This is a genomic window from Gilliamella sp. Pra-s60 (genome assembly GCF_009795755.1).
Classification (GTDB): domain Bacteria; phylum Pseudomonadota; class Gammaproteobacteria; order Enterobacterales; family Orbaceae; genus Gilliamella.
Map to the genome: position 1 here is coordinate 24,755 of NZ_WTFA01000001.1, position 26,580 is coordinate 51,334.

A 26,580-nucleotide genomic window follows, 5' to 3' on the forward strand; every position below is an offset into this window, starting at 1 on the left:
GTGTTAATTAACGTTTAACCGTTCCCCATAGATCGTACTCATCGGAATGCTCAATGTTAACCTGAACAATATCACCGACTTTGACTTGGTTTTCTTCGTTTAGATAAACAACGCCATCAATTTCAGGGGCATCAGCCATGCTACGGCCTATAGCACCTTCTTCATCAACTTCGTCAATAATAACAGCCAAAGTTTTGCCTATTTTAGCTTGTAATTTTTGTGTTGAGATTTTTTGCTGTAATTGCATAAAGCGATCAAAACGTTCTTGTTTGATGGCTTCAGGAATTTGATCAGCAAGTTTATTAGCCTCAGCACCTTCAATAGGACTATATGGAAAGCAACCTACGCGATCTAACTGTGCTTGCGACAAAAAGTCGAGCAGTAATTCAAAATCTTGTTCTGTTTCGCCAGGATAACCAACAATAAAGGTTGAACGCAGCGTAATATCGGGGCATATTTCTCGCCATTTATGGATGCGTTCTAGGGTTCTTTCAATGGTTCCTGGTCGTTTCATTGATTTTAAAACTGCTGGGCTTGCATGCTGTAATGGCACATCTAAATAAGGCAAGATCTTACCATCTGCCATTAATGGAATAAGATTATCAACACTAGGGTAAGGGTACATATAGTGCAATCTGACCCAAATACCTAAGTTAGCTAATTGTTCGCAAAGGGTTTGGATATCGGTTTTTAATGGTGTTCCATTCCAAAAATTAGTACGATTTTTGATATCGATACCATAAGCTGAAGTATCTTGAGCAATAACCAATAATTCTTTAACGCCACTGTCGGCTAGTCGTTTTGCCTCATCTAAAACATTGCCGATTGGTCGGCTAACCATATCACCACGCAAAGAAGGGATAATACAAAATGTACAGCGATGATTACAGCCTTCCGAAATTTTAAGATAGGCATAATGTTTTGGTGTTAATTTAACCCCTTGGCTTGGAACTAAACTAGTAAAAGGATTATATTCGGGTTTAGGGGCATATTTATTCACATGGCTTAGAACTGCTTCATAGCTATGTGGACCAGATATTTCAAGAACTTTTGGGTGAACAGTTCTAATTTGATCTTCTTTTGCGCCAAGACAACCCGTGACTATAACCTTACCGTTTTCATTCAATGCTTCACCGATCGCTTCGAGTGATTCTTGCACGGCACTGTCAATGAATCCACAAGTATTAACAATAACCAAATCGGCATTGTCATAGCTAGGTACCACTTGATATCCCTGCGTGCGCAGTTCGGTTAAAATTCGTTCAGAATCAACTAAGTTTTTAGGACAGCCAAGGCTCACAAATCCAATTGTAGGGGGTGACATATTCATAGTATTTATAATAGTGTTTTATATTTAATGAGGTAATGTTTGAGAATTTAATAAACTACATTTATTAATTGTTATTTACAAATCAAAATGAAGTCGTCATTTTATCACATTTCATTATAGTTGATACATCGATTTTATAATTTGAAATGTATATTAATAATGTGTAGGAAAATGCCGAGTTGTTTACACTTCATAATTAAAATAATCTTCTAAATACTCACAAGGTATTTTCCTTGAAATCGCTTTATGAGGTTTAACGGTATTATAAAAATTAATAAGCGTTTAAGCTTTTGCTTTCTTTTGAATTGCTAAATATTTGCTGATTATGCCACATCTCTATTATTTAAGTTCATATCTCTCTTTCGGCTTTTCCATTGGTTTGTGGTCTGACCGTTTTGGTAAATTTTTGATTGATACGCTGGTTATTATACGTTTTAAAAAAACATTAGAAAATAACTAATTAATTTGAATAAAAGACTTATTGGTTGAATGTTGTTGAGTAACATAAAATAAAGCCTTTATTTAGAATAAAGGCTTTTGGAAAGAATAGGAAGATGAAGTTACTAATTAAGTTAATACTATTTTAATGCATTAGCGACTTCGTCTATTTGATGATTCATGCTTTCTGCCCCTCCACCTGACAAATACCAAAGATCAGGGGTTAAATAGACAACATGAGTCTTGCTTTTATTTAGAACGTGTTGCGAAAAATAGTGTTCAGCCATACCTTGTTTACCGATTGCTTTACTACGATCAACAACAAAGATAACATCAGGTTTGACTGATTTAATGTAATTATCATCAACAAAAATTGGTTTTGGCTTGCCTATTGCGTTATTTGCTGGTGTAACGGTGAGGGGGACAGCACGTTTAACATCTAGTACGTCGTGAATCAATGCTGCACTTGAGCTTGAATTGATAAGAATCATCTTTCCATCGTTATGAATAACAACAATCGCTTTTTTAGCGCTGGATTGAGCTAAGGCTTGTGTATTTTGGATTTTTTCATCTAATGATTGGATGATATTATCTGCTTTGTTTTCTGTTTCTGTAATTTTGGCTAGCACTTGAATATGATTTTTGGTTGATTCAACGTAATTTTTAGCATCAACACTTAAATTAATAACAGGGGCAATTTTTGATAAATCTTCGGACTTACTTGCTTGGCGACCATCAATAATAATCAGATCGGGTTTAGTTTGTTTAATTGCATTAATATCAGGTTCTTTCATATTGCCAGTATCAGCGATTGAAGCCTTATTAAATTGTTGTAAGTAAGATGGTGTTACTGATCGAGGAATAGCTGTAACGATCGAACCTTTACCTAAAGCATCTAACGTATCTAATGCACCATAATTCATTACCACCACTTTTTTAGGTGCTTTAGGCACCACTATCGTTTGATTATCAGCAGTTATATTCATTGTTGATGATTGGCATCCTGTTAAGCCTAACACAATTACTGCAATACTACTCAAAAGTAACTTTTTTTTATTGTTCATATCGATTTTCTCATGTTATTTATAAATGATAATCATTATTATTTGTAGAAATGGAAATGTCCAGCACTAAATATTTTTTAAAGATATTGATAATCATTCTCAAATGATGTAATGTGCTATGAACTATAAAACAATAAATATCATTATAAATAATGGGGTTATAATAGATGAAAACAAAAAAGAAGTTTAAATTGGCAAAACATGTCATCAATACGGGCATTTTGTTGTCATTATCAAGTACTGCTATAGCGGCTAGCAATTCGGATACTGACACCATGGTTGTGACTGCATCGGGGTTTTCTCAGCAAGTCAAAGAAGCGCCTGCAACTATTTCGGTTATTACGCCTAAAGAGATCGAAAATAAACCTTATCGTGATGTGACTGATGCATTAAAAGATATCCCTGGAGTCACTGTTTCGGGCGGTGGGGACTCAACAGATATCAGTATCCGCGGTATGGATGCCAAATACACCATGATTTTAATTGATGGTAAAAAAGTCAGCACACGTGAAACAAGACCAAATAGCGATAACTCAGGTTTTGAACAAGGTTGGTTACCGCCATTAACGGCCATTGAACGTATTGAAGTAGTACGAGGACCTATGTCATCGTTATATGGTTCTGATGCAATGGGAGGGGTTATTAATATCATCACCAAAAAAGTATCTGATAAATGGCATGGTGGTGTACGTTTAGAATCGGTCATACCATACCGCTCGGCTGAAAAAAACACTTATACTGGCAGTTTTTCAACTTTAGGACCACTGATTGACGATATCTTAGGTATCCAACTTTATGGCCAATATTCTAAGCGTAATGAAGATAAATTTTTAAGCGGTCATGCTGAGCAAAAATTGCGCAGTATAAATGGTAAACTTTCATTAAATGCTACCGACACACAAAAATTTGATCTCGATTTTGGGCGTGCATTACAAAATAGTAAATCAACAGGTGGCAAGACAAGACCTATTTCTAGAGGTGATTTCCTTCGTGATAATCGTCGCAACACCTTTGCGCTAACACATAATGGTCTATTTGGCGATGTATCAACAACTTCATTTGTTGCTTATGAAGGTAATAATAATCCAGAAAGAAAAATGAAAATTCGCAATACCGATGTTGATACTCGTGTTACTATTCCTTTTAGCATTAACATGCTTACCATTGGTGGCAAATACAATTACCAAGAGCTACACGATAAAGGTAATCAATTAAATAAATCGATCACTAAAATTGATCGTTGGAATTATGCCCTATTTGCTGAAGATGAGCTAAGACTACTAGACAACTGGAGCCTAACATTAGGATTACGTTATAACAAAGACGAAAATTATGGTAGCAACTGGAATCCAAGAGTTTACAGCGTGTGGAATATTGATGACAGCTTCACCTTAAAAGGCGGTTATTCAACAGGTTTTGCAACACCACAATTACGCCAAGTCGTCTCTGATTGGGGGCAAGTAACGGGCGGAGCAGGTACGGGGAATAAAGGTATGATTATGGGTAACCCAGATTTAAAACCTGAAAAATCCGATAACTTCGAAATTGGTGTTGGTTACACCAACGATTATGGTGTTGATGCATCGGCTACGGCGTTTTATACTAAATATAAAGACAAAATCCAAAGCTACTACATATGCCAAGGTCCAGCAAGAAGAGGCTTATGTCAAATAGCAGGATATCAAGAAAGATTCGATTTTGTCCAAGGGCGTGAAAATGTAGGCAAAGCCGATCTTAAAGGTCTTGAGCTTTCATTCAAAACACCTTTATTTACTGATTTCTTATTAAGTTCTAACTATTCTTGGACTAAAACTGAACAAAAAAGCGGTAAATATAAAGGACGATCTTTAAACCGCACACCTAAACAAAAATTCAACACCCAACTTGATTGGTATGCCTCACAGCAATGGGATTTATGGGCTAAAATGGCTTATTATGGCATGGAATCATCAAATAACCGTAATGGCACAAAAGTTGAATACCCAGGCTACACTTTCTGGGATATCGGTGCATCTTATCAAGTACACAAACAAGCTAAGATTTATGCTGGTGTTTATAATTTATTTGATAAAGATGTTAGTAACGAAGATTTCGGTAAAACCTTAGAAGGTCGACGTTATTTTGTCGGTACCGAAATTAATTTCTAACAAAACAATATATTCGTTTGAATTATTATTCTAAGGCAGCTTTAATATAGCTGCCTTATTTTTATAAATAATTTATTAGGTTAGGCTGTTATTTGTAAAAAAATCGGTCAGAAAAGGTATTGATTTTATTGAAGTTTTTTAAGGTGTTTTTTACCAAAATCGCGATTAAAAACCGCTACCTAAAACAGCGACTAAAAACGACCACTCAAGCACCCATAAAAAATGTCACTCCCCAAAAAACCAAAGCAACTCCCCTCACACCCTAACAAATCTTTACAATAAATTAACAAAAAAAGTGGCAGATTATGCACCATCAAGTTATAATTTTCATGCTTTTTCAAGCAGGGAATCGCTCAAAAAATAAGCGAACGGATAGAAAAATCGAGAAAAAACAAGAAATTACTTGACAAGGAAATAAAAATGCATTACCATGGTTGGCATCTGGCATCTGGCATCTGGCCTGCCAAACCTATGCCCTAAATCTTATTGATTCGCACGGTGGTCAAAAACAAGCGCCACAGTTATTTTCATCACCGAAGTCATTTCGCGTAGCGAAATCGACGCCGTCATCGCGGTCTTTATTGGCGATGTCTTCGGCGGGTTCTTCAACAGCATCTTCGGCAAAATTACCGCCGATTTCCAAGTGGTTATCCAAACCGCCATTATTATGTAAATCCGCATTATTCTTAGCACCATTGTTGTTATTGTCGTATACGCAGGATACACAGGCATTATCGGCACAGACATCAAGGGTAATAGAGGGAAGTGCGCCGTATTTAACGTTTGATGGTGGACAGACAAAGGCAATGGATACAGATACCCTTTTGGCAATCGAGTTGCCAGATGGAAGGGTTATCACGCCATCGACCAACACATCGAGTCGGACAAATCCGATAATGTTACCGGATGGTGATTTTACTTTTGGTGATATACACACAGTGGTACCATTGTCCGTTCCATGGTCATATGAAAGGTATACAATAGGTATAAATGATTTGGTTAACCAAGGGAAGTGGGGTGATGATGATGGCGATGGACAGGGAGTTAATGGAGTAACAGCATCAGGGAGTATATGGGCAGAGTTTGCAGAGATAACTGGTGAAAAATGGGGTTATGGATTTAGATTAACTGCATGTCGTGATGTTCCTTATACGGTAACCTTAAATAGTACAGGGGGGAGTTTAACTACACGATATGGTTTACCGAATAGGAGTACGTTCAGTGGAGGCAGAGTGACGTATTATCTCATGCCGTCACGGCCTGAAATTTGTTCGGTCAGGCCGAATTTGTTGTTCGGTGGAACAACAGGCATTGATTCTAGGGACAACCGCCGCTACGCAGGCCCACCTAGCATATGGAATCCAGCAAAGGGCTTTTTAGTTCAGTCTACAAACCCATCATCTTACAACCTAAACTTTCCAACTACAGGAGCAGATGGTTTGTATTTTGATTTGCTTATTAGTGGATTAGACGCAAGTCAGTTGCGTTGGACAGTTAACACAAGTGGTAGTATAGGTGCAACAGTGAGTTGGACAAGGCCGCGTACAGGGAGATTCACACTTCCTAATGGGAATTCTTGGGACGCTGATTATTGGATTACGGATAAATCCAAGAATGTAACACGGGTAACATTAACAGGTCCTAGGGCAAGTAGTAGTCAAATAAGCTCAAGTAATCCAAGTCCACTTGCACGTCCAGCTTTGCCACAGACCTTCGAGTTGGTCGGAAGGGATAGTAATGGTCATGAGGTTCGTTATGGCTTTGTGTTAAAGCAGTGGTTCGTCAATCGGGGTGGTGAAGAAAAATATTATAGGGAGCAATTAGCATGGTGTAATAGTTTGGGTTATCGTATACCACAGGTAAGTGATTTAACCAATGCGAAGTGTAGTTCAGGTGTAAATAGCAGTTTTCGTTGTATCTATGGCATAGGTGGCGCAACACCTCGCTCATCAGATAATAATTACGAGCGTCACATAGGCGCAGGCTTTTTCACGGAGTGGGGCGAAATGGGCGACTACGTTGATGCGGGCTTCGTCGGCACCTACTGGACGAACGCCGTTGCAGGTAGTGACAAGTTCTATGTCTACTCGTACAACGGCGCTGTCAGCAGCATCCCTGGGACCTACACCCGTTATGCTGTTTGCCCTACCCCTTAGCGTTTAGTTCTTAATCCTTAGGGCGCGGAAGGGGTTACGGTGCCTGAGAGGACAATATAGACAAGAATAAAGCCCCCGCGTAAGTTGGGGCGTTTCCCTTAGGGTTGCGCCGTTGTGGCAAAGCCACAATAGCGCCGCCCTTCTAGTTGAAGCTATCGACTCAATTCATTTTATTCACCAACAAAAAAAATATTATTTTCCAACAAAAAATAGTTCAGGAAAGGTGTTGATTTTATTGAAGTTTTTATTTAACTTTTTTATCAAAAATTATCCTACATCAACAATAAGTTAACCTTGGGTACGCTTAGGCTGTTACTGACTTATTCAATTAATGCAATATTATCAACGTATTGTTTTAAACTTTCTACTTTACCTCTTGTATTTGATGCTTTTTGTTTGAATTTAAGTTATTGAATTTTTAATAATATCACCTTGATTTATTTAATACCTGTTGATATATTAAAAGTTACCGGCGGGGTACTTTACCTTTGATTGGTTAATAGACTGGAAACAATACCAATATGATAAACAAGAGAATTAGGTATCCATGCATCCTTTTTCTCTTTCAATCCCTAGTTAAAAGCTGAGGGTTTATTTTATCAAGCTTCTTACTTGATAGTTGTTATTGCAGGATGCTCTACTATAAAAGTCGATGTTTTATATAACATATTAAATTTTATAGTTTTTGGATTTATTTTAAATGGATTTTATGAAAAAAATAGCTATCTTACTCTTATTTGTTCCGTTATTTGTTTATTCAGCACAGAATTTTAATTCAGCCAAAACACAGTTAACTAAATTATATAAATCAAACCCTAATCAAACGACATTTTATTGCGGATGCGAATTTTCGTGGGTAGGTAAAAAAAGCGTTGTTGATTTTAGCAAGTGTGGGTACCAGCCAAGAAAAAATCAGGCTAGAGCTGAGCGTATTGAGTGGGAACACGTTATGCCTGCCGAAAATTTTGGTAGACACCTGACATGCTGGCAAGAAGGTGGGCGTAAAGCGTGCAAAAAAGATGCTACCTTTAATCAAATAGAAGGGGATATGCATAATTTACAACCCGCTATTGGTGAAGTGAATGGTGATAGATCTAATTATCGTTATTCACAATTTACTAAAGAATTTAATCAGTATGGACAGTGTAAAAGTGCTGTGGATTTTAAAGCTCGCATATTTCAGCCACGTAATGAAATTCGTGGAATGATAGCACGCACCTATCTTTATATGTCTGATAAATATAAAATCAATTTATCAAATCAAGAAAAGAAACTCATGATGGCTTGGAATCAAATGTATGCCCCTGAAAATTGGGAATGTGAGCGTAATGTGCATATAGCAAAAGTGCAGGGTAATGAGAATAAGTTTGTTACTGAACGGTGTAGGTAATAAATAAAAAAGATAATAGTATTATTTTTAAAACGGCAATCCCTGATGCGATTGCTGTATACTATGTGACATATTGTGGTTAAAATTTTTTATGCAATTAAATTAATTATTATTTTGTTTTTATCAAATTTATATCTTTTTTAAGATGGCTAATGATAGCTTAAAAAATAAGAAATCATGGTATATACTTCGAATAATTTAAAAAAGAAAAAACGAACCGCTTAATTGTGGTTTTTTTATGTCAAAATTTTGAGTAATTTATTCATGCCAATTCAAGAATAATATACAAAATATAAAATGATTAATAATTTCAATAATCCTCGTTAATAAAAATTGTTTATGAGAAAGTTATTAAAATAAAGCCCAAAAAGCTAGTTTAGTAACTAGTCTAGAAAAATTAAATTTCATTTAACACGTTATATTTAAATGTTGCAAAATACCAAAAGTAGTTATGCGATGATTTATAAAACTCTATACTTTTTAAAGTGTTAATAATATAATGAATGAAATTTAGCCTAATTTAAAACAAAATATATTCAAGATGCAAATGCGATGAAGAAAGAAACAGGTCTTGAAGATAGCTATAATCAAATGAATGAAAAAGTTAGTCAAAATAGGTTGGAAAGGAATAACCAGATAGCAGAAAATAAAGGGATAATTAATAGTGAAATAGATAAGTTAAGAGAAAAGCAAAAATCAGAACAAAGCATTAATGAGCAAACTATTGAAAATGTAAAAAATGAAGGTAAAGCTACTCATGATGTTAAAGGAAACCACCATACAAAAGAGACACAAAAAATAAGAAATCTCTATAATAAGGCTAACGATGATGATATCTTTTATTCTTTGGCGAGTTGTTCCAATTATTGTCGCCGTAGTTGTTTTAGTCATATATTTCAAATGTGATGAAGATTATTTTGTAAATAAAGGGAAAGCTGTTATTGCTTTCTTATCCAAACACACTAGACCACTTACACAAGAAGAACTGAGACATATAAACCAAATGCACCAAATACAGGAAATGGGTGATCCTGCCTCATTGTTAGATCCTAGTACGCCAGAAGGAAGAAATCTTCATCCTGATTATCGTGGTGATCATCGCTACGACTGAGTCTGCTATAAGGAAATTTAATTAATGAGCTTCGATAACAAAAATTTTACACAAGGTGGACAAGTTGTTTTTTATATGATTAGCATGTTTTTGCAAATCAATAAAATCATTTTTAAATATTTGTCCATCTTTTTTTGTGTGCTCACTATTTTTATTTTTTTTTCTTAAATGTTGCTCGTTTTAATGCTATTAAAATGGGGTATTACTATTATATAGCAAAAATGAGTTCTTTTGGCTTTAACGGGCATATAACAATAAATTTAGGGGAAAAGTCTTTTTCTGCTAGGGCAAGTGAAATCTATAATAATAAAGAATTTATAAAAGCAGGCCAATTTCTATTAAATCAAATCTATATATCAGCTATTAGCTTATTTGTTGTTTGTCTTTTTATTGTAACTATGAACAACTCTTCAAAAGTTGGGCTTTTAAATCTATTTTTGAAATTCCAAATTTATTCCACCTATTAAAATAAAGTCACCGTTTTAAGCAAAAAAACGTCAGGAAAGGTATTGATTTTATTGAATTTATTTTTTAGCCAAGTAAGCTAACAAACTACCTTCGGGTGATCTGTTATTGCTATTTGTTAATAAATTTCATAATATTACCAAAAACGAAGGAAATAGTATGAAAAAAATTTTACTAGTTGGTTTAATTGGGGTTGCTTTATTTGGTTGTGGTAAAAAGAAAGTAACTGAAAAAATGCTTATCGGGAATTGGGAGTGTAGTATAACCGAACAAAGAGCAAAATGGGAGAATGGCGGGTTTCAAAACTATTCTGCACCAATTGATCATGGAAAATCAGTAGTTACCTTTTTAAAAGAAAACGATGATTTTTTTGTAAAATGGTCGAGTACAGATGAAATAGTGAAGGAAGATTTTAAGAAATTGAATAAAAGTTTCAACGGCTTTTTAGCTGGTATACAATTCTCTGGTTTTAACGGGTTTGAATATATATCAGACAATGAGTTTAAGATGATTTCTGAGTTAGTAATGAGGCTAGATGAGAAAGAAAAAAATGAAAAAAATAAAATATTAAAGCACTGTACCAGAATACAATAACTATGAAACCAGAAAGGAATTGTTTTTATTTAGTGCTATTTTATCAAATTTTCTAGGAGGGGTTTTTATTAAAAATTTATCAGTTCAGGCTTGATTTGTAGTGCTCGGGCAATTTTAATCCGTGTTGCTTTTCTTAACTTTTGGCTTTTTTTATATTGAGAATAAGCTAGTTGGCTAATACCTATTTTATTCGCAACTTACAACTTTGTTTGGTGCACCTGTTTCAATATTGATTGTTCTATTTAAAACCTAAAGCTCGGTGATGAGGGAGAGGTTATGTCTAGAGGAAGTTAGGGTAAAATTTTAGGCATTCTAACTTAGATCTATCATCAATTTAGGTATGCAACAGGTTGACGAAGAAGTGCAGTTAAAGTAATGGGAAAATATCGGGTTTTATTAAATTGTATTGATGTCGATACTACGTCAGCAATTGACTGGTCAGAAAAGCCATAGTAAAAATCAATCATTCTGGATAATTGTATTTGTTTTTTGCGTATAAACAGTGCAGTTATCTGGAATATCTTTATTTACGAATGACATTGCGCCGATTTTTACATTATTGCCTATTTTTATCTTACCGCCCAAAATCACGGAATTGGCACCAATAGAAACATTATCACCAATTATTATTTTAATCGGTTCATTTGCACCACCAATTGTTATATTTTGTAGAACGTAACAGTTTTCTCCTATTACCGTGTTTTTCGTTATTGTTATAGAGTACGGATGGGCTAATATTAAATTTTTACCAATTTTTGTTCCTAGCTCTATATCAATTTTAAATCTATATATTAATTTTTTTTGTATTTTCCGGGCGATTACTTTTTGTTTTTTATTTCCGCATATATACATTTCATTAGCTAAACGCCACCAAAATAAATACTTTTTTTTATTATATATTGGTTTAACGAATAATTTTAATAATTGATAGAAGTTTATTTTTTTATTATTTGTGACTTCTGCCTGCCAGCATTCTTTCAAATGCGTTAAATCGTGAGTCATTAAAAATTTAATTATGTGTATGTATTTCATAAAGTCACTCAATTTAATTAGATAATTGAGATATTAACAAACATATTATCAATCTTCAACTTACAATACTCAACAGCGTCATGCGTATGTAAATTGGTCGTGTGTAGTTTATTGTTATCATGATAAGTGAAGCGTTAGTTTTACCCCAGTTTTACCCTATGAATAAAATCTGAGTTTTAGGTAATCACTTTAAAGGCTTGTAAGATAAGGCTTTAGAATGGTACGCCCGGGTGGACTCGAACCACTGACCCCCACCATGTCAAGGTGATGCTCTAACCAACTGAGCTACGGGCGTATATTTGAAACACGTAAATATTAGCGGGCAAATCGGTTTGTATCAAGTAAAAAAATAAAAAATAGCTGCTTTTTTAATCTGTTGAACGAGATTGATTGTATTATGAACATAATTTTTTCGATTTTAAAAAAATTCATAACATGATTATTCAATACATATTTTTTCTAAGAATTTTTTTATTTTTGGAACGAATTGTAAGTTTATGTAAGTTCATAGTGGTGTGTTTAACTTAATTTAGCTATACTCGACGCATTTCGTTTAACGTTCGTATTTAGGTTTGTATGTCGATAAAAGATCAGATAGAAGATGTTCTACAAAATGTTTTTGGTTATAAGGCATTTAGAAACCAGCAAAGGGAAATTATTGAATCTATTATCGATGGGCGTGACACTTTAGTGATTATTCCAACAGGGGGCGGTAAATCTTTATGTTATCAAATTCCTGCGGTTTTATTATCTGGTACTGCCATTGTTGTTTCGCCTTTAATTTCTTTGATGAAAGATCAGGTCGATCAATTATTAGCTAATGGTATTGATGCGGCATATCTTAATGCTTCTCAATCAGCAACAGAACAACAAGAAGTTATCGAAAAGTATTTAAATAAATCAATAAAATTGCTATATATCTCGCCTGAACGATTGAGCGTGCATAGTTTTTCTACTTTAATTAATGAACAACCTCCTTCGTTAATTGCTATCGATGAGGCGCACTGTATTTCTCAATGGGGGCATGATTTTAGGCCTGATTATCGACAATTAGGACAACTTTCTATTCGTCTTCCTAATGTGCCAATCGTTGCCTTGACAGCTACAGCCGATAAGTTGACACAAGCTGATATTATGACTCAACTTAATCTGGTTGATCCGTTGGTTGTGGTAAGAAGTTTTGATCGACCTAATATTCGTTATACTGTCGCTGAAAAGTTTAATCAGATTGAGCAGGTTGTTTCTTTTGTTGAAACTCAAAAAGGTAATCCAGGTATTATTTATTGTTCAAGCCGTTCTCGGGTTGAAGATATAACGACGAAGCTCTCGGCTCGTGGTTTTTCGGTTATGGCCTATCATGCTGGATTGTCTAACGAAGAGCGCCAACAAGCACAAGATGCTTTTTTAAAAGATGATGTGCAAATTATTGTTGCCACCGTTGCATTTGGTATGGGGATTAATAAACCCAATGTGCGCTTTGTTGTTCATGCGGATTGTCCGCGAACGATTGAAGCTTATTATCAAGAAACAGGCCGAGCAGGGCGTGATGGCGTACCGGCAGAAGCGATACTGTTGTTTAATAATAAAGATCTTGAGTGGTATCAGAAAAAAGCTATCGAAAAAAAGGATGGTAAGCATAAAGATGTAGAATTACAAAAGATCAGTGCGATGGCCGCTTTTGGACAAAGTTTGACTTGTCGGCGTACTGTTTTGCTTAATTATTTTGGCGAAGAACGAACTGAACCTTGTAATAACTGTGATATTTGTTTGTATCCTCCTGAACTTTATGATGGTTTAATTGATGCTCAGAAAGTTTTATCTTGTGTTTATCGTGTTCAGCAGCGTTATGGGGCGCAATATATCATTGATGTTTTAAGGGGATCGGGTCGTATTCACATTAAAGAAATGGGGCATAATAAATTATCGGTTTATGGTATCGGTAAACAACACTCACCAAACTATTGGCTTAGTGTTATTAGGCAGCTGGTTTATTTGGGGTATTTAAGCCAAAATATATCAACCTATACAACACTTCAATTAACACAAAAAGCTCGTTTGATACTTAGAGGCGAAATTCCATTATCATTGGCTAAACCTCGCTTAGAACTTGTGAAGAAAAGCCGCATAAATCGATATGCTAGATCCATTAATTTAACAACGATTTTATCTTACGAAGAGCGAATTTTATTTAACAATCTTAGGCGATTGCGTAAAGATATTGCTGATGTCGAAAATGTGCCGCCATATATTATTTTTAGTGATGCGACATTGTTAGAAATGGTTCAAACTAAACCTGAAAGTAAAAAGCAGTTAATTAACATTACAGGCGTAGGTAAAATTAAGTTAGAAAAATATGGTAATTTGTTTTTAGATGAGATAAATGAATTTATGGTAAAAATTTTGTAACATTTTTGTACAAATTCCATATAATAACCATTCTTAGAAAGTTTTGATTATTTTGAAAATTATAATCAACCAATAAAAATGGAGATTTTTATGTCAACAATGAACAATATGCCACAGATGCTTGCGTTAGTGTTGTTGCTGATAATTCTTTATATTGGCGATATCGTTTCAACGCGAACTAAAGCTTGGATCCCTTCTGTTTTTGTTTGTGCAATACTTTTTTTAGTCGGTTATTGGACGTTCTTCCCCGCCGATATTGTTGCTAGAGCAGGTATTCCCCCAGTAGTTGCTGTTATGTTTATGTATTTATTGATTGTGAATATGGGGACGTTATTATCGGTAAAAGAGTTATTACGTCAATGGAAAACCATCTTAATTTCGCTTGCTGGTATTGCAGGTATCGTTATTTTTGCTTTTTTTGTTGGTTATCTATTTTTTGATTTTAATACTACTATTGTTGCTATTCCACCTTTGGTTGGTGGTATTGTTTCGGCGATTATTATGGCTAAAGGGGCAACTGACGCAGGATTAGCTGAACTGGCGGTTTTTGCTATTATTATTTATATAATGCAAGGCTTTATTGGTTATCCTCTTACTTCAATTATGCTTAAACGTGAAGGTAAAAGAGTTTTAAAACAGTATCATGAGGGCACTTGGAAGTCAGATGTTGAGGAAAAATCTAATTTAGATAAACATGATGATGTCTTAACTGATGAAAACCCGATGCCTCGTTTATTTGCAAAAATTCCTGCTCAATATAATTCTTCTTATTTCATCTTTTTACGCATTGCCATTGTTGGCTTTTTAGCTTACAGCGTGTCTGAAGTGTTAAAACCGGTTATAACAATAAATGCGTTTGTACTTTGTTTGCTGTTTGGTGTTATAGCTTCTTCATTCGGCTTTTTAGAGCGCCATCCATTAAAAAAAGCAGGTGGATTTGGTTTAGCCGTAATGGGACTGATGTTATTTGTTTTTGATACATTAAATCGTGCTACGCCAGAAATGCTACTTCGCCTTGTTACGCCTTTAGTTGTGTTTATTTTGGCGGCGGTTATTGGTATGTTTATTTTTTCAATAGTTGTCGGTAAGTTACTGAAAGTAAGTACTGAAATGGCATTTTCGATTGCTCTTACTGCATTATATGGATTCCCAGCAGATTATATTATTACTAACGAAGTGATTAATCATTTAACCAAAGATCCAAAAGAAAAAGAGGTACTCACAAGCCACATGTTAGCACCAATGTTAATCGGTGGTTTTATTTCTGTGACAATTGTTTCGGTTATTTTAGCCGGCATAATGGTTAGTATGATTGTTGGTCATTAATATGACTAAATAAATTAAAATTTAAAGGTAAAAAGATGATAAATCAGAATATAAAAACACTAATTAAACAACATGTAAGTGAAATGATAGCCTTTCGTCGTGATTTGCATAAACATCCAGAATTACCATGGGAGGAGTTTAGAACTACCGATAGAATAGCAGAAGAATTAGATAAAATCGGTATTCCTTATCGCCGAACTGAGCCAACGGGAATTATTGCTGATATCGAAGGTGGCAAACCCGGTAAAAGAATTTTGCTTAGAGCGGATATTGATGCTTTACCCGTACAAGAGTTAAGCCAAAATATCGATTATAAATCAACTATCGATGGCAAAATGCATGCGTGTGGTCATGATACTCATGCTGCAATGTTATTAACTGCGGCAAAAGCGCTTTGGGCTATTCGTGATCAATTAAAAGGTAATGTAAGACTTGTTTTTCAACCAGCAGAAGAGGTAGCTCAAGGTGCTAAAGGTATGATAAAACAAGGTGTGTTAGAAGATGTTGATAGTGCTTTTGGTATGCATATTTGGGCGCTAATGCCTGTCGGCAAAGTCTCTTGTGTTGTCGGTTCCAGTTTTGCGTCTGCCGATTTGTTAACAGTTAGATTTAAAGGCAAGGGTGGACATGGTTCTATGCCTCATGATACTGTTGATGCTGTAATGGTTGCTTCGGCATTTGTTATGAATGTGCAGTCTATTGTTTCTCGTGAAATAGCACCATTGGATCCTGCGGTTGTGACAATTGGGCGAATGGATGTAGGAACGCGTTTTAATGTTATTGCTGAAAATGCTGTTTTGGAAGGTACTGTTCGTTGTTTTAATATCGCAGTGCGAGACAAAATTGAAGCTGCGATCCGTCGTTATGCAAATCAAGTTGCCGCAATGTATCGTGCAACAGCTGAAGTTGAATATATTTATGGTACTTTACCTGTCATTAATGATAAAGAAAGTGCCTTGCTTGCTCAAGATGTGATTGTTCAATCTTTTGGTAAAGATGCGCTTTATTTTGAAGCTCCAACAACAGGCGGTGAAGATTTTAGTTATTATACTGAAAACATTCCTGGTGCATTTGCATTAGTCGGTTCTGGCAATCCTGATAAAGATACTCAATGGCCACATCATCATGGTTGTTTTAACGTTGATGAAGATGGTATGACTGTTGGTGCAGAATTTTATGCACAATACGCTTGGGCATATTTAAATAAAAACTAATCTTAAAAAAATCCAACCATTAAATCGATTTGATTAGTGGTTGGTTTTTGTTTTTTTAGTTATAATGCGACAATTATAAAAAATATATAATCATTATGGTGATTGGTTTTATTGGCGCAGGTAAAGTAGGCTGCACTTTAGCTAAGTATTTTTCTTTGTGTGGTATGCAGGTCGCTGGGTTTTATAGTCGATCTTATGAACAAGCTAAAGTCGCAAGTGAATTTACTCTAAGTCGGGCATATTCAACGTTAGACAAGCTAGTGAGAGATTGTGATTGTCTGTTTTTGACAGTGCCAGATCATCAAATAGCCGTTGTTTGGCAAACGCTTTGTCAGTTACCTATTGACAATAAATGGGTCGGTCATTGCAGCGGATTATTGACATCAAACGTATTTATATCTCGTCAAGCGGTTCATCCTTTTGCATTTTCTTTGCATCCTTTATATGCAATCTATGATCGATTTGATTGTTATCACGCCATGTCAAAAGTGTTTTTTACGCTTGAGGCAAATGAACCCGCTATTTCTCAATTACAACAAGTTTTTAAACCATTAAAAAATCCTATGGCGATACTGTCGGCTGATAAAAAACCGCTTTATCATGCGGCTTGTGTAATGCTTAGCAATCAGGTTATCGCATTAGCTCAAATAGGAAGTGATTTATTCGCAAAATGTGGGCTTGATGTTGAATTTAGTCAACAAGCTTGGCATATGTTATTTTTAGATAATGCAAAAAATCTTTGCAAAGCGGGGACAATTGCCGCTTTAACGGGTCCTATTGAACGTGCTGATGTTGAAACAATAAAAGAGCATTTAGCTGTCATACCAACTGATGTTAAACCGTTGTATAAGCAATTATCCTCAATTTTAGTTAATCTTAGTCGTAAAAAACATCCAAATAAGGACTATCGACAATTAGAATTGGAGTTGTTACCTTGAAAAACACTATCCTTACACTACAAAAACGTAAACAAAATAAACAAAAAATTACTATGTTAACGGCATATGATTATACAACTGCCAAATTGATGGACGAAAGTGGCGTAGATTGTTTGTTGGTTGGCGATTCTTTAGGCATGGTAATGCTAGGCTATGATAGTACTGTATCGGTAACTATGGAAGATATGATTCACCATTCTAAAGCTGTTGCAAGGGCGGCTAAAACGGCTTTTGTTGTCACAGATTTACCTTTTATGTCTTATCACGCTTCGGTATATGATGCCGTTTTTAATGCTGGACGTTTAGTTAAAGAAGGGCAGGCTCAAGCCGTTAAACTTGAGGGGGGGCAAGCTTTTTGTGAGCATATTAACATGATCACACAAGCTTCTATTCCTGTTATTGCACACATTGGATTAATGCCGCAATCAGTGCTTGCTTTAGGTGGCTATAAAGTTCAAGGCAAAGAATATCAACATGCTAAAAATATTATTCTTGATGCATTAGCTGTTGAGCAAGCGGGCGCGGTTGCAATACTACTTGAATGTGTTCCTGCTGATTTAGCTAAATTTATTTCTGAATTAGTTAGTGTTCCAACTATTGGTATTGGTGCAGGGGTTGGTTGTGATGGGCAAGTGCTTGTTTATCAAGATATGCTTTCTATGTATGATGGTGTTTCATCAAAATTTGTTAAATCTTTTGCACCAATCGGTGAACAAATGAAAAAAGCGTTTTCCGAGTATTGTGAAGAAGTGAAGGAACAGCAATTTCCTGCTTCAGAGCATGAGTTTGCAATTGATAACGAAATAATGGTAAAACTTAAATCTGAGTTTTCAATAGGTCATAAAGGGTAACTAAAATGAACGTTGTAACAACTATTGAACAAGTGCGTAAGCAAGTCAAAGCTTGGCGTCAAGCTGGTTGCAGTGTTGGACTTGTGCCAACTATGGGGTATTTGCATGAAGGGCACCAAAGTTTAATGGCAGCGGCTAAAAAAGATAATCAAAAAGTTATTGTTACTATTTTTGTTAATCCGATACAGTTCGGTCCTTCAGAGGATCTTGCTAGCTATCCTCGTGATCTTGAGCGAGATAAAATCGCCTGCGAGCAGATGGGAGTCGATCTTATTTTTTGCCCGTCAGCGAGTGAAATGTATGATGCTAACTTCAATAGCTATGTTGATGTTAATGATTTAACCGATGCGCTTTGTGGCAAAAGAAGACCTGGTCATTTCAAAGGTGTGTGTACGGTAGTAACCAAATTATTTAATATTACTCAGCCTGACCGTGCTTATTTTGGACAAAAAGATGCTCAACAACTTGCGGTGATTAAACGTATGGTTGATGATTTAAACTTTAATGTTGATATTATAGGCTGTCCAATTGTACGTGAAGCGGATGGTTTAGCCAAAAGCTCTCGCAATAGCTATTTATCAGATGCCGAACGTAAAGCTGCAGTTTGTTTATATCAGGCTATTGAATGTGCTAAAGATAAAATTAAACAAGGTGAAAAATCAGTAGCTACAATAACCCAAGCTATGCATAACGTAATAGTAAAGCAATCGCTAGCTAAAGTTGATTATATTGAATTTGTTGATTTAGCTGCCTTGAAACCAGTAGACTCTCTTGAGCAAGACAGCTTATGTGCATTAGCCGTGTATATTGGTAAAACACGATTGATTGATAATTTTATTTATCAACATAGTGGTAGATAAAAGTTATTTTTTATTCATATTGGAGCTATTAAAAATAATTTTTGTTTTAACCATATAATTTGGCTTTTTTAATTCACCGTTTTAATTTTAAAACGGTGAATTTTGAACTCATCACTATCAATATTTACATAAGATCGTCAAAGATAAATTAAATCCACTTAGATTATCGTTCTGCTAATTTATTGTTTTTCTATTTTACTGTAGAATAGAAGTTATTTCTATTATGCCCTAGATCAGGATTGATGCTTTAATTATGAAAAACACAACTTATAATCCACACGAAATTGAGCAACCCATTTATCAACATTGGGAAGAAAGCGGATACTTTAAGCCTAATGGTGACAAATCACAGCCAAGTTATTGTATTGCTATTCCACCACCGAATGTGACGGGTAGTTTGCATATGGGGCATGCTTTCCAACAAACAATTATGGATGCCTTGATTCGTTATCACCGTATGCAAGGGCATAATACCCTTTGGCAATCAGGAACTGATCATGCTGGTATTGCAACGCAAATGGTGGTAGAGCGTAAAATTGCTGCTGAAGAAAACAAAACTCGCCATGATTATGGTCGAGATGCTTTTATTGACAAGATTTGGCAATGGAAAGCTGAATCCGGCGGTAGCATTACAAAACAGATGCGTCGTTTAGGGGATTCGGTTGATTGGGATCGTGAACGATTCACTATGGATGATGGTTTATCAAACGCCGTAAAAGAAGTTTTTGTTCGACTATATCAAGAAAACCTTATCTATCGAGGCAAACGTTTAGTTAATTGGGATCCTAAATTACGCACGGCGATCTCAGATCTTGAAGTTGAAAATCGAGAAGTTAAAGGCTCAATGTGGCATTTGCGTTATCCATTAGCAGATGGAGCCAAAACAGCCGATGGTAAAGATTATTTAGTTGTTGCAACTACTCGCCCAGAAACCTTATTTGGTGATACTGGCGTTGCGGTTAATCCTGAAGATCCACGCTATAAAGATTTGATTGGCCAATATGTGATATTACCGTTTGTTAATCGCCGTATTCCTATTGTTGGTGATGAACATGCTGATATGACAAAAGGTACAGGGTGCGTAAAAATTACGCCAGCTCACGATTTTAATGACTATGAAGTAGGGCGACGTCATCAATTACCGATGATCAATATCTTAACCTTTGATGGTGATATTCGTCAGCAAGCTGAAGTGTTTGATACTAATGGTGAACCAAGTGATGCTTACGAACCAACTATTCCTGCTCAATTTCAAAATCTAGAGCGTTTTGCTGCTCGTAAAGCGGTTGTGGCAGAATGTGAATCACTCGGTATTTTAGAAAAAATTGAACCTCATGATTTAACTGTTCCTTATGGTGATCGTGGTGGTGTTGTTATTGAACCTATGCTAACTGATCAATGGTATGTGCGTGCAAAAGTGCTTGCCGAGCCTGCGATCGATGCTGTAAAAAATGGCGATATCCAATTTGTACCAAAACAGTATGAAAACATGTATTTTTCTTGGATGAATGATATCCAAGATTGGTGTATTTCGCGTCAATTATGGTGGGGACACCGTATTCCTGCTTGGTATGATAAACAAGGTAATGTTTATGTTGGCCGAGATGAAGCCGAGGTTCGCCGCGAAAATAACCTTGCTGATGATATTGAACTGAAACAAGATGACGATGTGCTTGATACTTGGTTCTCATCAGCGCTTTGGACGTTTTCAACGCTAGGTTGGCCAAGTAATACTGATGATTTAGCCACATTCCACCCAACGAATGTGCTTGTAACTGGTTTTGACATCATTTTCTTCTGGGTTGCCAGAATGATTATGATGACCATGCACTTTATTAAAGATGAACACGGTAAACCACAAGTTCCTTTTAAAACCGTGTATGTTACAGGCTTAATTCGTGATGAAGAAGGGCAAAAAATGTCAAAATCTAAAGGAAACGTAATTGATCCTTTAGATATGATTGATGGCATCTCTCTGCCTGCATTATTAGAAAAACGTACAGGCAATATGATGCAACCTCAATTGGCTGAAAAAATCGCTAAACGAACTCAAAAGCAGTTTCCTAATGGCATTGAGGCTCATGGTACTGATGCATTGCGCTTTACGTTAGCTGCCTTGGCATCGACAGGGCGAGATATCAATTGGGATCTAAAACGATTAGAAGGTTATCGAAACTTCTGTAACAAACTTTGGAATGCTAGCCGTTATGTGTTAATGAATACAGAAGGACACGATTGCGGATTCAATGGCGGAGATTTAGATTATTCTCTTGCTGATAAATGGGTTTTAGCTGAATTTAACCAAACCGTTAAATCTTATCGTGAAGCATTTGATACCTACCGATTTGATTTAGCCGCAAATATTTTATATGAATTTACTTGGAACCAATTTTGTGACTGGTATTTAGAACTAACCAAATCGATTTTAGCCAATGGCGAACAATCACAACAACGTGCAGCTCGTCATACATTAGTGACAGTATTAGAGGCGCTATTGCGTCTAGCTCATCCAATTATTCCATTTATTACGGAAGAAATTTGGCAAAATGTAAAAGGATTGATGCACATAACTGCTGACACTATTATGTTACAACCAATGCCTGCTTTTGATAAACAACATGTAAATGACGAAGCGGTAGCAGATATTAATTGGATAAAAGATGTGGTAATTGCTGTGCGAAATATTCGTGCAGAAATGAATATTGCACCAAGTAAACCATTGCAATTACTAATTAGAAAGGCCTCACCAACGGTACATCGAATTATTAGTGACAATATCAACTTTATTGAATCACTAGCAAGATTATCCGAAATAGTTTTACTTGATGAAGGTGAAGTAGGGCCATTGTCTGTCACTAAACTAGTGGATGGTGCTGAGTTGCTTATCCCAATGGCTGGATTAATTAATAAAGAAAACGAACTTGCGCGTTTAGAAAAAGAAATTGAGCGAATTAATGGCGAAATTTCTCGTATTGAAAACAAACTATCTAACGCAAGCTTTGTTGATAAAGCACCCGCAGCAGTGGTCGCGAAAGAAAAGGAAAAACAACAAGGCTATATTGACGATAAAGCCAAGTTGCAAGAGCAGTATACCGCGATAAAAAATCTTTAAGTTTTTTAAAATTAAAAGCCTCTCATTTGAGAGGTTTTTTATGAATATTGTGATGTTCAATTTAATGTTTTTTAGATTCACATTTAAATTATTAGCAAATAAAATGAGATCGATAATTTGCATTATTGATTAGATTTATATAGAATAACTCAGTAATATTTCAGTGGGTTGTTAGCTCAGTCGGTAGAGCAGTTGACTCTTAATCAATTGGTCGCGGGTTCGATCCCCTCACAACCCACCACTCCTCTTTTTTAACTCTTTATTCAATCTTTAAAAATCATAAAAGAAAGGTTTACCTAAAAATCACTTTTGCTAAGTTGCACTGAACTGCGTATATTTTTGTATACGGTTATAATGTGGCTAGAAGCATATACAAATTTTTTTAGGCATGAGTTGTTATGGCTAGTAATAAATTAACTGATATAAAAATTAAAGAAAATAACAATATAAATTATTAATTTGAAGGGTAGATTTGACGAGTAAAAAATAAAAAGAGGGAAACCCCTCTTTTTATTATTACTTATAAACCAATTATTTTTACTCTTGAATTTTGAAATTCGCAATCATCATATATTTCTTTATCTTTTGAAATATTACATGCGACTTTTAGTCCTCCAATTATGTGATTTCCTTCTGTATCTGAAAATTGATTAATTTGCTTTAATTCACTTGTATTATTGTTAAAGTTGAACAAATAATCTATGTCACTATCCATAAAATTTTTATTGTATGATGATTTTTTTCCGATTACTTGAAATTTAACTTTTTTATCAGATGATGATTGAATACAAGTAAAAGTAATATCATCATCCGATAATACTATTTTATTTACTTCTTCCTTAGTTTTTGAGCAATCTTTAATAGCTGAAGAATCTAAAATTTCATTCATCTTACTACTAATATCACTTAAAATAAAACGATGGTACATATAGTATTTGTTATTATTAAAATCATACATAGATATATGTTCTTTATTATCTTTTATTGCTTCTTTAGCAAATTTTACAAACTCATCATCACCACAACCAACCAACATCATGCTTAAAACGCTAACACACACAAAACTAATTATTTTTTTCATTATTTAACCCCTTTCTTTTTTACTTAGCATTAATTAATTTGTAAGTAATGCCGTTTTTACATACTCCTGTAGTATATTTACCATCAGTATTTAAATTTATAGCAAGTGTTACAGTATCAATATTACAATTTTTACTAATCTCATTCATAATTTTCATATAACTCAAACCATTTACATTTGGAGCTTGAGAATCAAAACCGCTTGCTGTTGCTTTGCCAGTTTTTATGTCATAAGTAATAGTATTTTTATCACCACATCCCACCAAAACAAAACCTAAAACACTAACACACACAAAACTAATTATTTTTTTCATTTTATCGCCCTACCCTTGTTTTATCATTCAATTGACTGTTAGACTCATAAAAGGTGTATCTATTCACTGTTTTTTTAATATTATTATTAAAAAAGATTGTTAATTCTTTCTGATGAAAATCAGCTCTTGTTTTATAATTAAAGAGTGAAACATATGGTATAACAGCTGATGTAACATCTTGTTCTTGAGAATAATAACTGTATGACCAAATTTCCGTACCACCATCAAAATGTGCCGATGTTGGCTCTCCAAATGTTTCTCTTATCTGATTTTGAGTTGTTTTTCCTTCTTTTATTTTTTTTCTAATAGTTTCTTTTGTTTCATCTTTTAAAATCATTTGTGCACTTTCAATTTTAGTCACACACCCAGACAATAAAAAACCTGTAGTTAACACAATGCTAATAAGTAATTTATTCATTTTTAATTCCTTATAACATTTATTAATTAATGCATAAATGATAGTAATGTACCACCAATAACAATTAAAAATAAAAGCCAAATAGCAATACCAATAATTCCACAAATAATTCCCGCTTTAGCAAACCCCAAACCGTCTTTTTGATTGTTTATTACATCATTTTTACCTATCACACCTAGCACTATTGCTATAATCCCGACGACTATGTTAAACCCAGCCATTGGAAGTATTATCGAAATAATACCGCACACCATTGACGATATTGATAAATAACTTGTTGCTTTTTTTTGTTGTTCCATTTTTATCTCCATAAAAATTTATTAAAAGTAAAGTAAAGGTTAAGTTAAAAAGGTTGACTATTGTATTATGATCGGTTTCACAGATCAATAAAATATATTATAATAGGTTTTATCTATCATAATTAACCTTACTGATCGTTGTAATCTTTCAAAATTTTTTAAAAAGTAACAAGTTAAGTTAAAAATAAAAAATGTAATCAATAAAAAAGGGCTAAAAAGCCCTTTTATATTTAATTAATTGTAGGAAAACGCCGAGTTGTTTACACTTTATGATTAAAATAATCCTCTAAAAACTAATAAGACATTTTTCCAAAAATGGTTTTTATGAGGTTTAATGATACGATAAAAATTAATCAAACATTTAAGCTTTTGTTTTCTCTCTATTGAATCGCTAAATATTTGCTGATTGTGCCATATCGCATTTCAAAGTTCGTATCACTCTTTTCGGCTTTCTCATTCGTCTGTGGGCAGGCGAGTTTGATTAATACGATGATTATGACACGTTTTAACAAATAGGTGTTCGCGGGTCCTTGATATTCATGTCTATTATCAGAATAAATACATTTAATGATATAAGGACATTGGGCTAATACATTATTTTGTAAAAACTGTGTTGAGCTAAATTGGGATTTATTGGAGTAAATACCCGCATAAAGCTCACGTGAAAAATGACCAATGCTGACAAATAAATATTTTCTAGTTTGCTGTTTTGTTTCATTTTTAAGTAAAAGGTAAACGTTTGGTATCAACGTGTAGCATTTCATTCAGATAGGTTTTGTTATAGCGTTTAGCTTGTCGTCTTAATTTATCTTCAATAGATTTTCGATTTTAACCAGACGTTTAATTCCATAACTAATGGTTTTATAACGCTAATTTTTACTGGTTAAAGGCCAAAAAAGCTTCAATGGGGCTTTCTTTAGTACGTTATAAACAGTAGGAATACTGACCATAAAGCGTTTTGCCAAATTAGTGACCGTTATTTTTCTTTATGATATAAGCGCCATATTTCTTGTCAGTGATAAGGCATTAGTTTTGTTTTTTTATGTATATTCATTACAGTAGTTTCTCTAATTACTGTAAACAACGTAAGGAATTTCTATATATTAACTTATTATAAGTGTAAAAGTATTATTTCTAATTTTATCAGAAAAAATAGAACTAGAGGATATTTCTGTTCAGTTAGAAGGGTTGGTACATCAATAAGTAGAAAATTATATAAAATGAATTCATCTACCACACCAAAAATAGTATGTAAAAGTTACTACTAAGTGCCTTATTTTAGGTATAATGATGGTTGTTTTATAGATTTAGCGGATCTATTTTGGTATGTGGGCTATGTTTATTTTATTAATAATTAATAAGTTATTTTTAAAGTAAAAGCCTAAGTTATCATAAATATCATCCTTTTCAAGCGTTAATAGCTATCTATCTTTACCTTTCGATCATAATTAATGATATCAAAATAAGGCAACAAAATATTGTTTTTATCTATTAACGTTCAACAGTTAATTAGAGATTGATTGTTCTAAAATTTTAACCCAAATTTTTGGTAGTTGGCTTTTTATTTGACGATTATAGGCATTAAGATGAATTCATATTTATTACTTTTTTTTGCAATTATTTGTGAAGTTATTGCAACTTCTTCATTGAAACTATCCGATGGATTTACCAATTTTATCTATTCCATCATTACCATTGTGGGCTATAGTGCTTCGTTCTATTTACTTTCATTGGCATTAAAAACCATTCCTGTAGGTATTGCTTATGCTATCTGGTCTGGAATTGGAATAGTGTTAATAAGTTTAATTGCATGGATCTTTTTAAAACAAACTTTGGATCTTGCGGCTTTAGTTGGGATGGGGTTTATTATGTTTGGTGTTGTGATTATTAATTTATTTTCGAAAGTTTCAGGGCATTGATTAATAAAGTTACTGTTATAGTCAGCTTATAGACTAGATGTTATCTTAAAATTAATAATGTTATTTTTTATATCTATCATTATAACAACTGAAATAACGCATTATTGTCTTTTAAT

The 26,580-nt window shown here is 34.4% G+C and carries 22 protein-coding genes and 2 tRNA genes; 15 read left to right on the forward strand and 9 right to left on the reverse strand.

Features of this window, described 5'->3' with window-relative positions; translation table 11 throughout:
• Positions 1-7: 7 nt before the first annotated feature.
• Positions 8-1,324 (reverse strand): 30S ribosomal protein S12 methylthiotransferase RimO, encoded by a 1,317-nt coding sequence (gene rimO, locus GQ596_RS00110; RefSeq protein ID WP_160399668.1) that lies wholly within the window; start codon positions 1,322-1,324, stop codon positions 8-10.
• A gap of 584 nt (positions 1,325-1,908) precedes the next feature.
• Complete coding sequence (locus tag GQ596_RS00115) at positions 1,909-2,832, reverse strand: siderophore ABC transporter substrate-binding protein (RefSeq protein ID WP_160399669.1); 924 nt, start codon at positions 2,830-2,832, stop codon at positions 1,909-1,911.
• Positions 2,833-2,999: 167 nt separating this feature from the next.
• On the opposite strand from GQ596_RS00115, the gene GQ596_RS00120 reads away from it, so the two are divergent.
• The 6 genes from GQ596_RS00120 to GQ596_RS11210 all read left to right on the forward strand — a co-directional run bounded on the left by GQ596_RS00120 (position 3,000) and on the right by GQ596_RS11210 (position 11,148).
• Positions 3,000-4,979: a TonB-dependent receptor domain-containing protein gene (locus GQ596_RS00120; protein WP_160399670.1), complete on the forward strand. Its 1,980-nt coding sequence runs from the start codon at positions 3,000-3,002 to the stop codon at positions 4,977-4,979.
• Between the two features lie 434 nt (positions 4,980-5,413).
• Positions 5,414-7,135, forward strand: coding sequence for a hypothetical protein (locus tag GQ596_RS00125; protein WP_160399671.1), 1,722 nt, complete (start codon positions 5,414-5,416; stop codon positions 7,133-7,135).
• 700 nt (positions 7,136-7,835) lie between these two features.
• Positions 7,836-8,525, forward strand: a complete 690-nt coding sequence (locus GQ596_RS00130; protein ID WP_160399672.1) for an endonuclease — start codon at positions 7,836-7,838, stop codon at positions 8,523-8,525.
• Positions 8,526-9,077: 552 nt separating this feature from the next.
• Positions 9,078-9,431 (forward strand): hypothetical protein, encoded by a 354-nt coding sequence (locus GQ596_RS00135; protein ID WP_160399673.1) that lies wholly within the window; start codon positions 9,078-9,080, stop codon positions 9,429-9,431.
• A gap of 829 nt (positions 9,432-10,260) precedes the next feature.
• Positions 10,261-10,695, forward strand: coding sequence for a hypothetical protein (locus tag GQ596_RS00140; RefSeq protein ID WP_160399674.1), 435 nt, complete (start codon positions 10,261-10,263; stop codon positions 10,693-10,695).
• A 375-nt stretch (positions 10,696-11,070) separates the two neighbouring features.
• Positions 11,071-11,148 carry a tail fiber assembly protein gene (locus GQ596_RS11210; RefSeq protein ID WP_160399948.1) on the forward strand — a complete coding sequence of 26 codons (78 nt, stop codon included), beginning with the start codon at positions 11,071-11,073 and terminating at the stop codon, positions 11,146-11,148.
• Positions 11,149-11,154: 6 nt separating this feature from the next.
• On the opposite strand, the gene GQ596_RS00150 is transcribed toward GQ596_RS11210, so the two are convergent.
• Complete coding sequence (locus tag GQ596_RS00150; protein WP_160399675.1) at positions 11,155-11,727, reverse strand: serine O-acetyltransferase; 573 nt, start codon at positions 11,725-11,727, stop codon at positions 11,155-11,157.
• A 218-nt stretch (positions 11,728-11,945) separates the two neighbouring features.
• A tRNA-Val gene (locus GQ596_RS00155) sits at positions 11,946-12,022 on the reverse strand.
• 281 nt (positions 12,023-12,303) lie between these two features.
• Here GQ596_RS00155 and recQ point away from each other — a divergent pair.
• The 8 genes from recQ to GQ596_RS00195 all read left to right on the forward strand — a co-directional run bounded on the left by recQ (position 12,304) and on the right by GQ596_RS00195 (position 22,675).
• Positions 12,304-14,133, forward strand: a complete 1,830-nt coding sequence (gene recQ / locus GQ596_RS00160; RefSeq protein ID WP_160399676.1) for a DNA helicase RecQ — start codon at positions 12,304-12,306, stop codon at positions 14,131-14,133.
• A gap of 108 nt (positions 14,134-14,241) precedes the next feature.
• The gene (locus GQ596_RS00165) at positions 14,242-15,459 is read left to right on the forward strand and encodes a hypothetical protein (protein ID WP_160399949.1); all 1,218 of its coding nucleotides are present in this window, start codon (positions 14,242-14,244) and stop codon (positions 15,457-15,459) included.
• 35 nt (positions 15,460-15,494) lie between these two features.
• On the forward strand, positions 15,495-16,673 hold the full coding sequence (locus tag GQ596_RS00170; protein ID WP_160399677.1) for a M20 family metallopeptidase: 1,179 nt from the start codon (positions 15,495-15,497) through the stop codon (positions 16,671-16,673).
• 95 nt (positions 16,674-16,768) lie between these two features.
• Entirely contained in the window at positions 16,769-17,611 is an 843-nt protein-coding gene (locus GQ596_RS00175; RefSeq protein WP_160399678.1) for a Rossmann-like and DUF2520 domain-containing protein, read from the forward strand.
• Positions 17,608-18,462 (forward strand): 3-methyl-2-oxobutanoate hydroxymethyltransferase, encoded by an 855-nt coding sequence (gene panB / locus GQ596_RS00180; RefSeq protein ID WP_160399679.1) that lies wholly within the window; start codon positions 17,608-17,610, stop codon positions 18,460-18,462. The genes GQ596_RS00175 and panB overlap by 4 nt, the downstream gene beginning before the upstream one ends.
• A 5-nt stretch (positions 18,463-18,467) precedes the next feature.
• Positions 18,468-19,322: a pantoate--beta-alanine ligase gene (gene panC, locus GQ596_RS00185; protein WP_160399680.1), complete on the forward strand. Its 855-nt coding sequence runs from the start codon at positions 18,468-18,470 to the stop codon at positions 19,320-19,322.
• 253 nt (positions 19,323-19,575) lie between these two features.
• Positions 19,576-22,434: a valine--tRNA ligase gene (locus tag GQ596_RS00190; RefSeq protein ID WP_160399681.1), complete on the forward strand. Its 2,859-nt coding sequence runs from the start codon at positions 19,576-19,578 to the stop codon at positions 22,432-22,434.
• Positions 22,435-22,599: 165 nt separating this feature from the next.
• A tRNA-Lys gene (locus tag GQ596_RS00195) sits at positions 22,600-22,675 on the forward strand.
• Between the two features lie 279 nt (positions 22,676-22,954).
• Here GQ596_RS00195 and GQ596_RS00200 read toward each other — a convergent pair.
• The 5 genes from GQ596_RS00200 to GQ596_RS00220 form a co-directional block, all read right to left on the reverse strand.
• Positions 22,955-23,515 carry a hypothetical protein gene (locus GQ596_RS00200; protein WP_160399682.1) on the reverse strand — a complete coding sequence of 187 codons (561 nt, stop codon included), beginning with the start codon at positions 23,513-23,515 and terminating at the stop codon, positions 22,955-22,957.
• Positions 23,516-23,534: 19 nt separating this feature from the next.
• Entirely contained in the window at positions 23,535-23,828 is a 294-nt protein-coding gene (locus tag GQ596_RS00205; protein WP_160399683.1) for a hypothetical protein, read from the reverse strand.
• Between the two features lies 1 nt (position 23,829).
• Positions 23,830-24,246, reverse strand: a complete 417-nt coding sequence (gene bamE, locus GQ596_RS00210) for an outer membrane protein assembly factor BamE (RefSeq protein WP_160399684.1) — start codon at positions 24,244-24,246, stop codon at positions 23,830-23,832.
• A 26-nt stretch (positions 24,247-24,272) separates the two neighbouring features.
• On the reverse strand, positions 24,273-24,545 hold the full coding sequence (locus GQ596_RS00215) for a DUF4190 domain-containing protein (protein WP_160399685.1): 273 nt from the start codon (positions 24,543-24,545) through the stop codon (positions 24,273-24,275).
• Between the two features lie 380 nt (positions 24,546-24,925).
• The gene (locus GQ596_RS00220) at positions 24,926-25,294 is read right to left on the reverse strand and encodes a transposase family protein (RefSeq protein ID WP_160399686.1); all 369 of its coding nucleotides are present in this window, start codon (positions 25,292-25,294) and stop codon (positions 24,926-24,928) included.
• An 837-nt stretch (positions 25,295-26,131) separates the two neighbouring features.
• Here GQ596_RS00220 and GQ596_RS00225 point away from each other — a divergent pair.
• Positions 26,132-26,464 (forward strand): multidrug efflux SMR transporter, encoded by a 333-nt coding sequence (locus tag GQ596_RS00225; RefSeq protein ID WP_160399687.1) that lies wholly within the window; start codon positions 26,132-26,134, stop codon positions 26,462-26,464.
• The last annotated feature ends 116 nt before the right edge of the window (positions 26,465-26,580 follow it).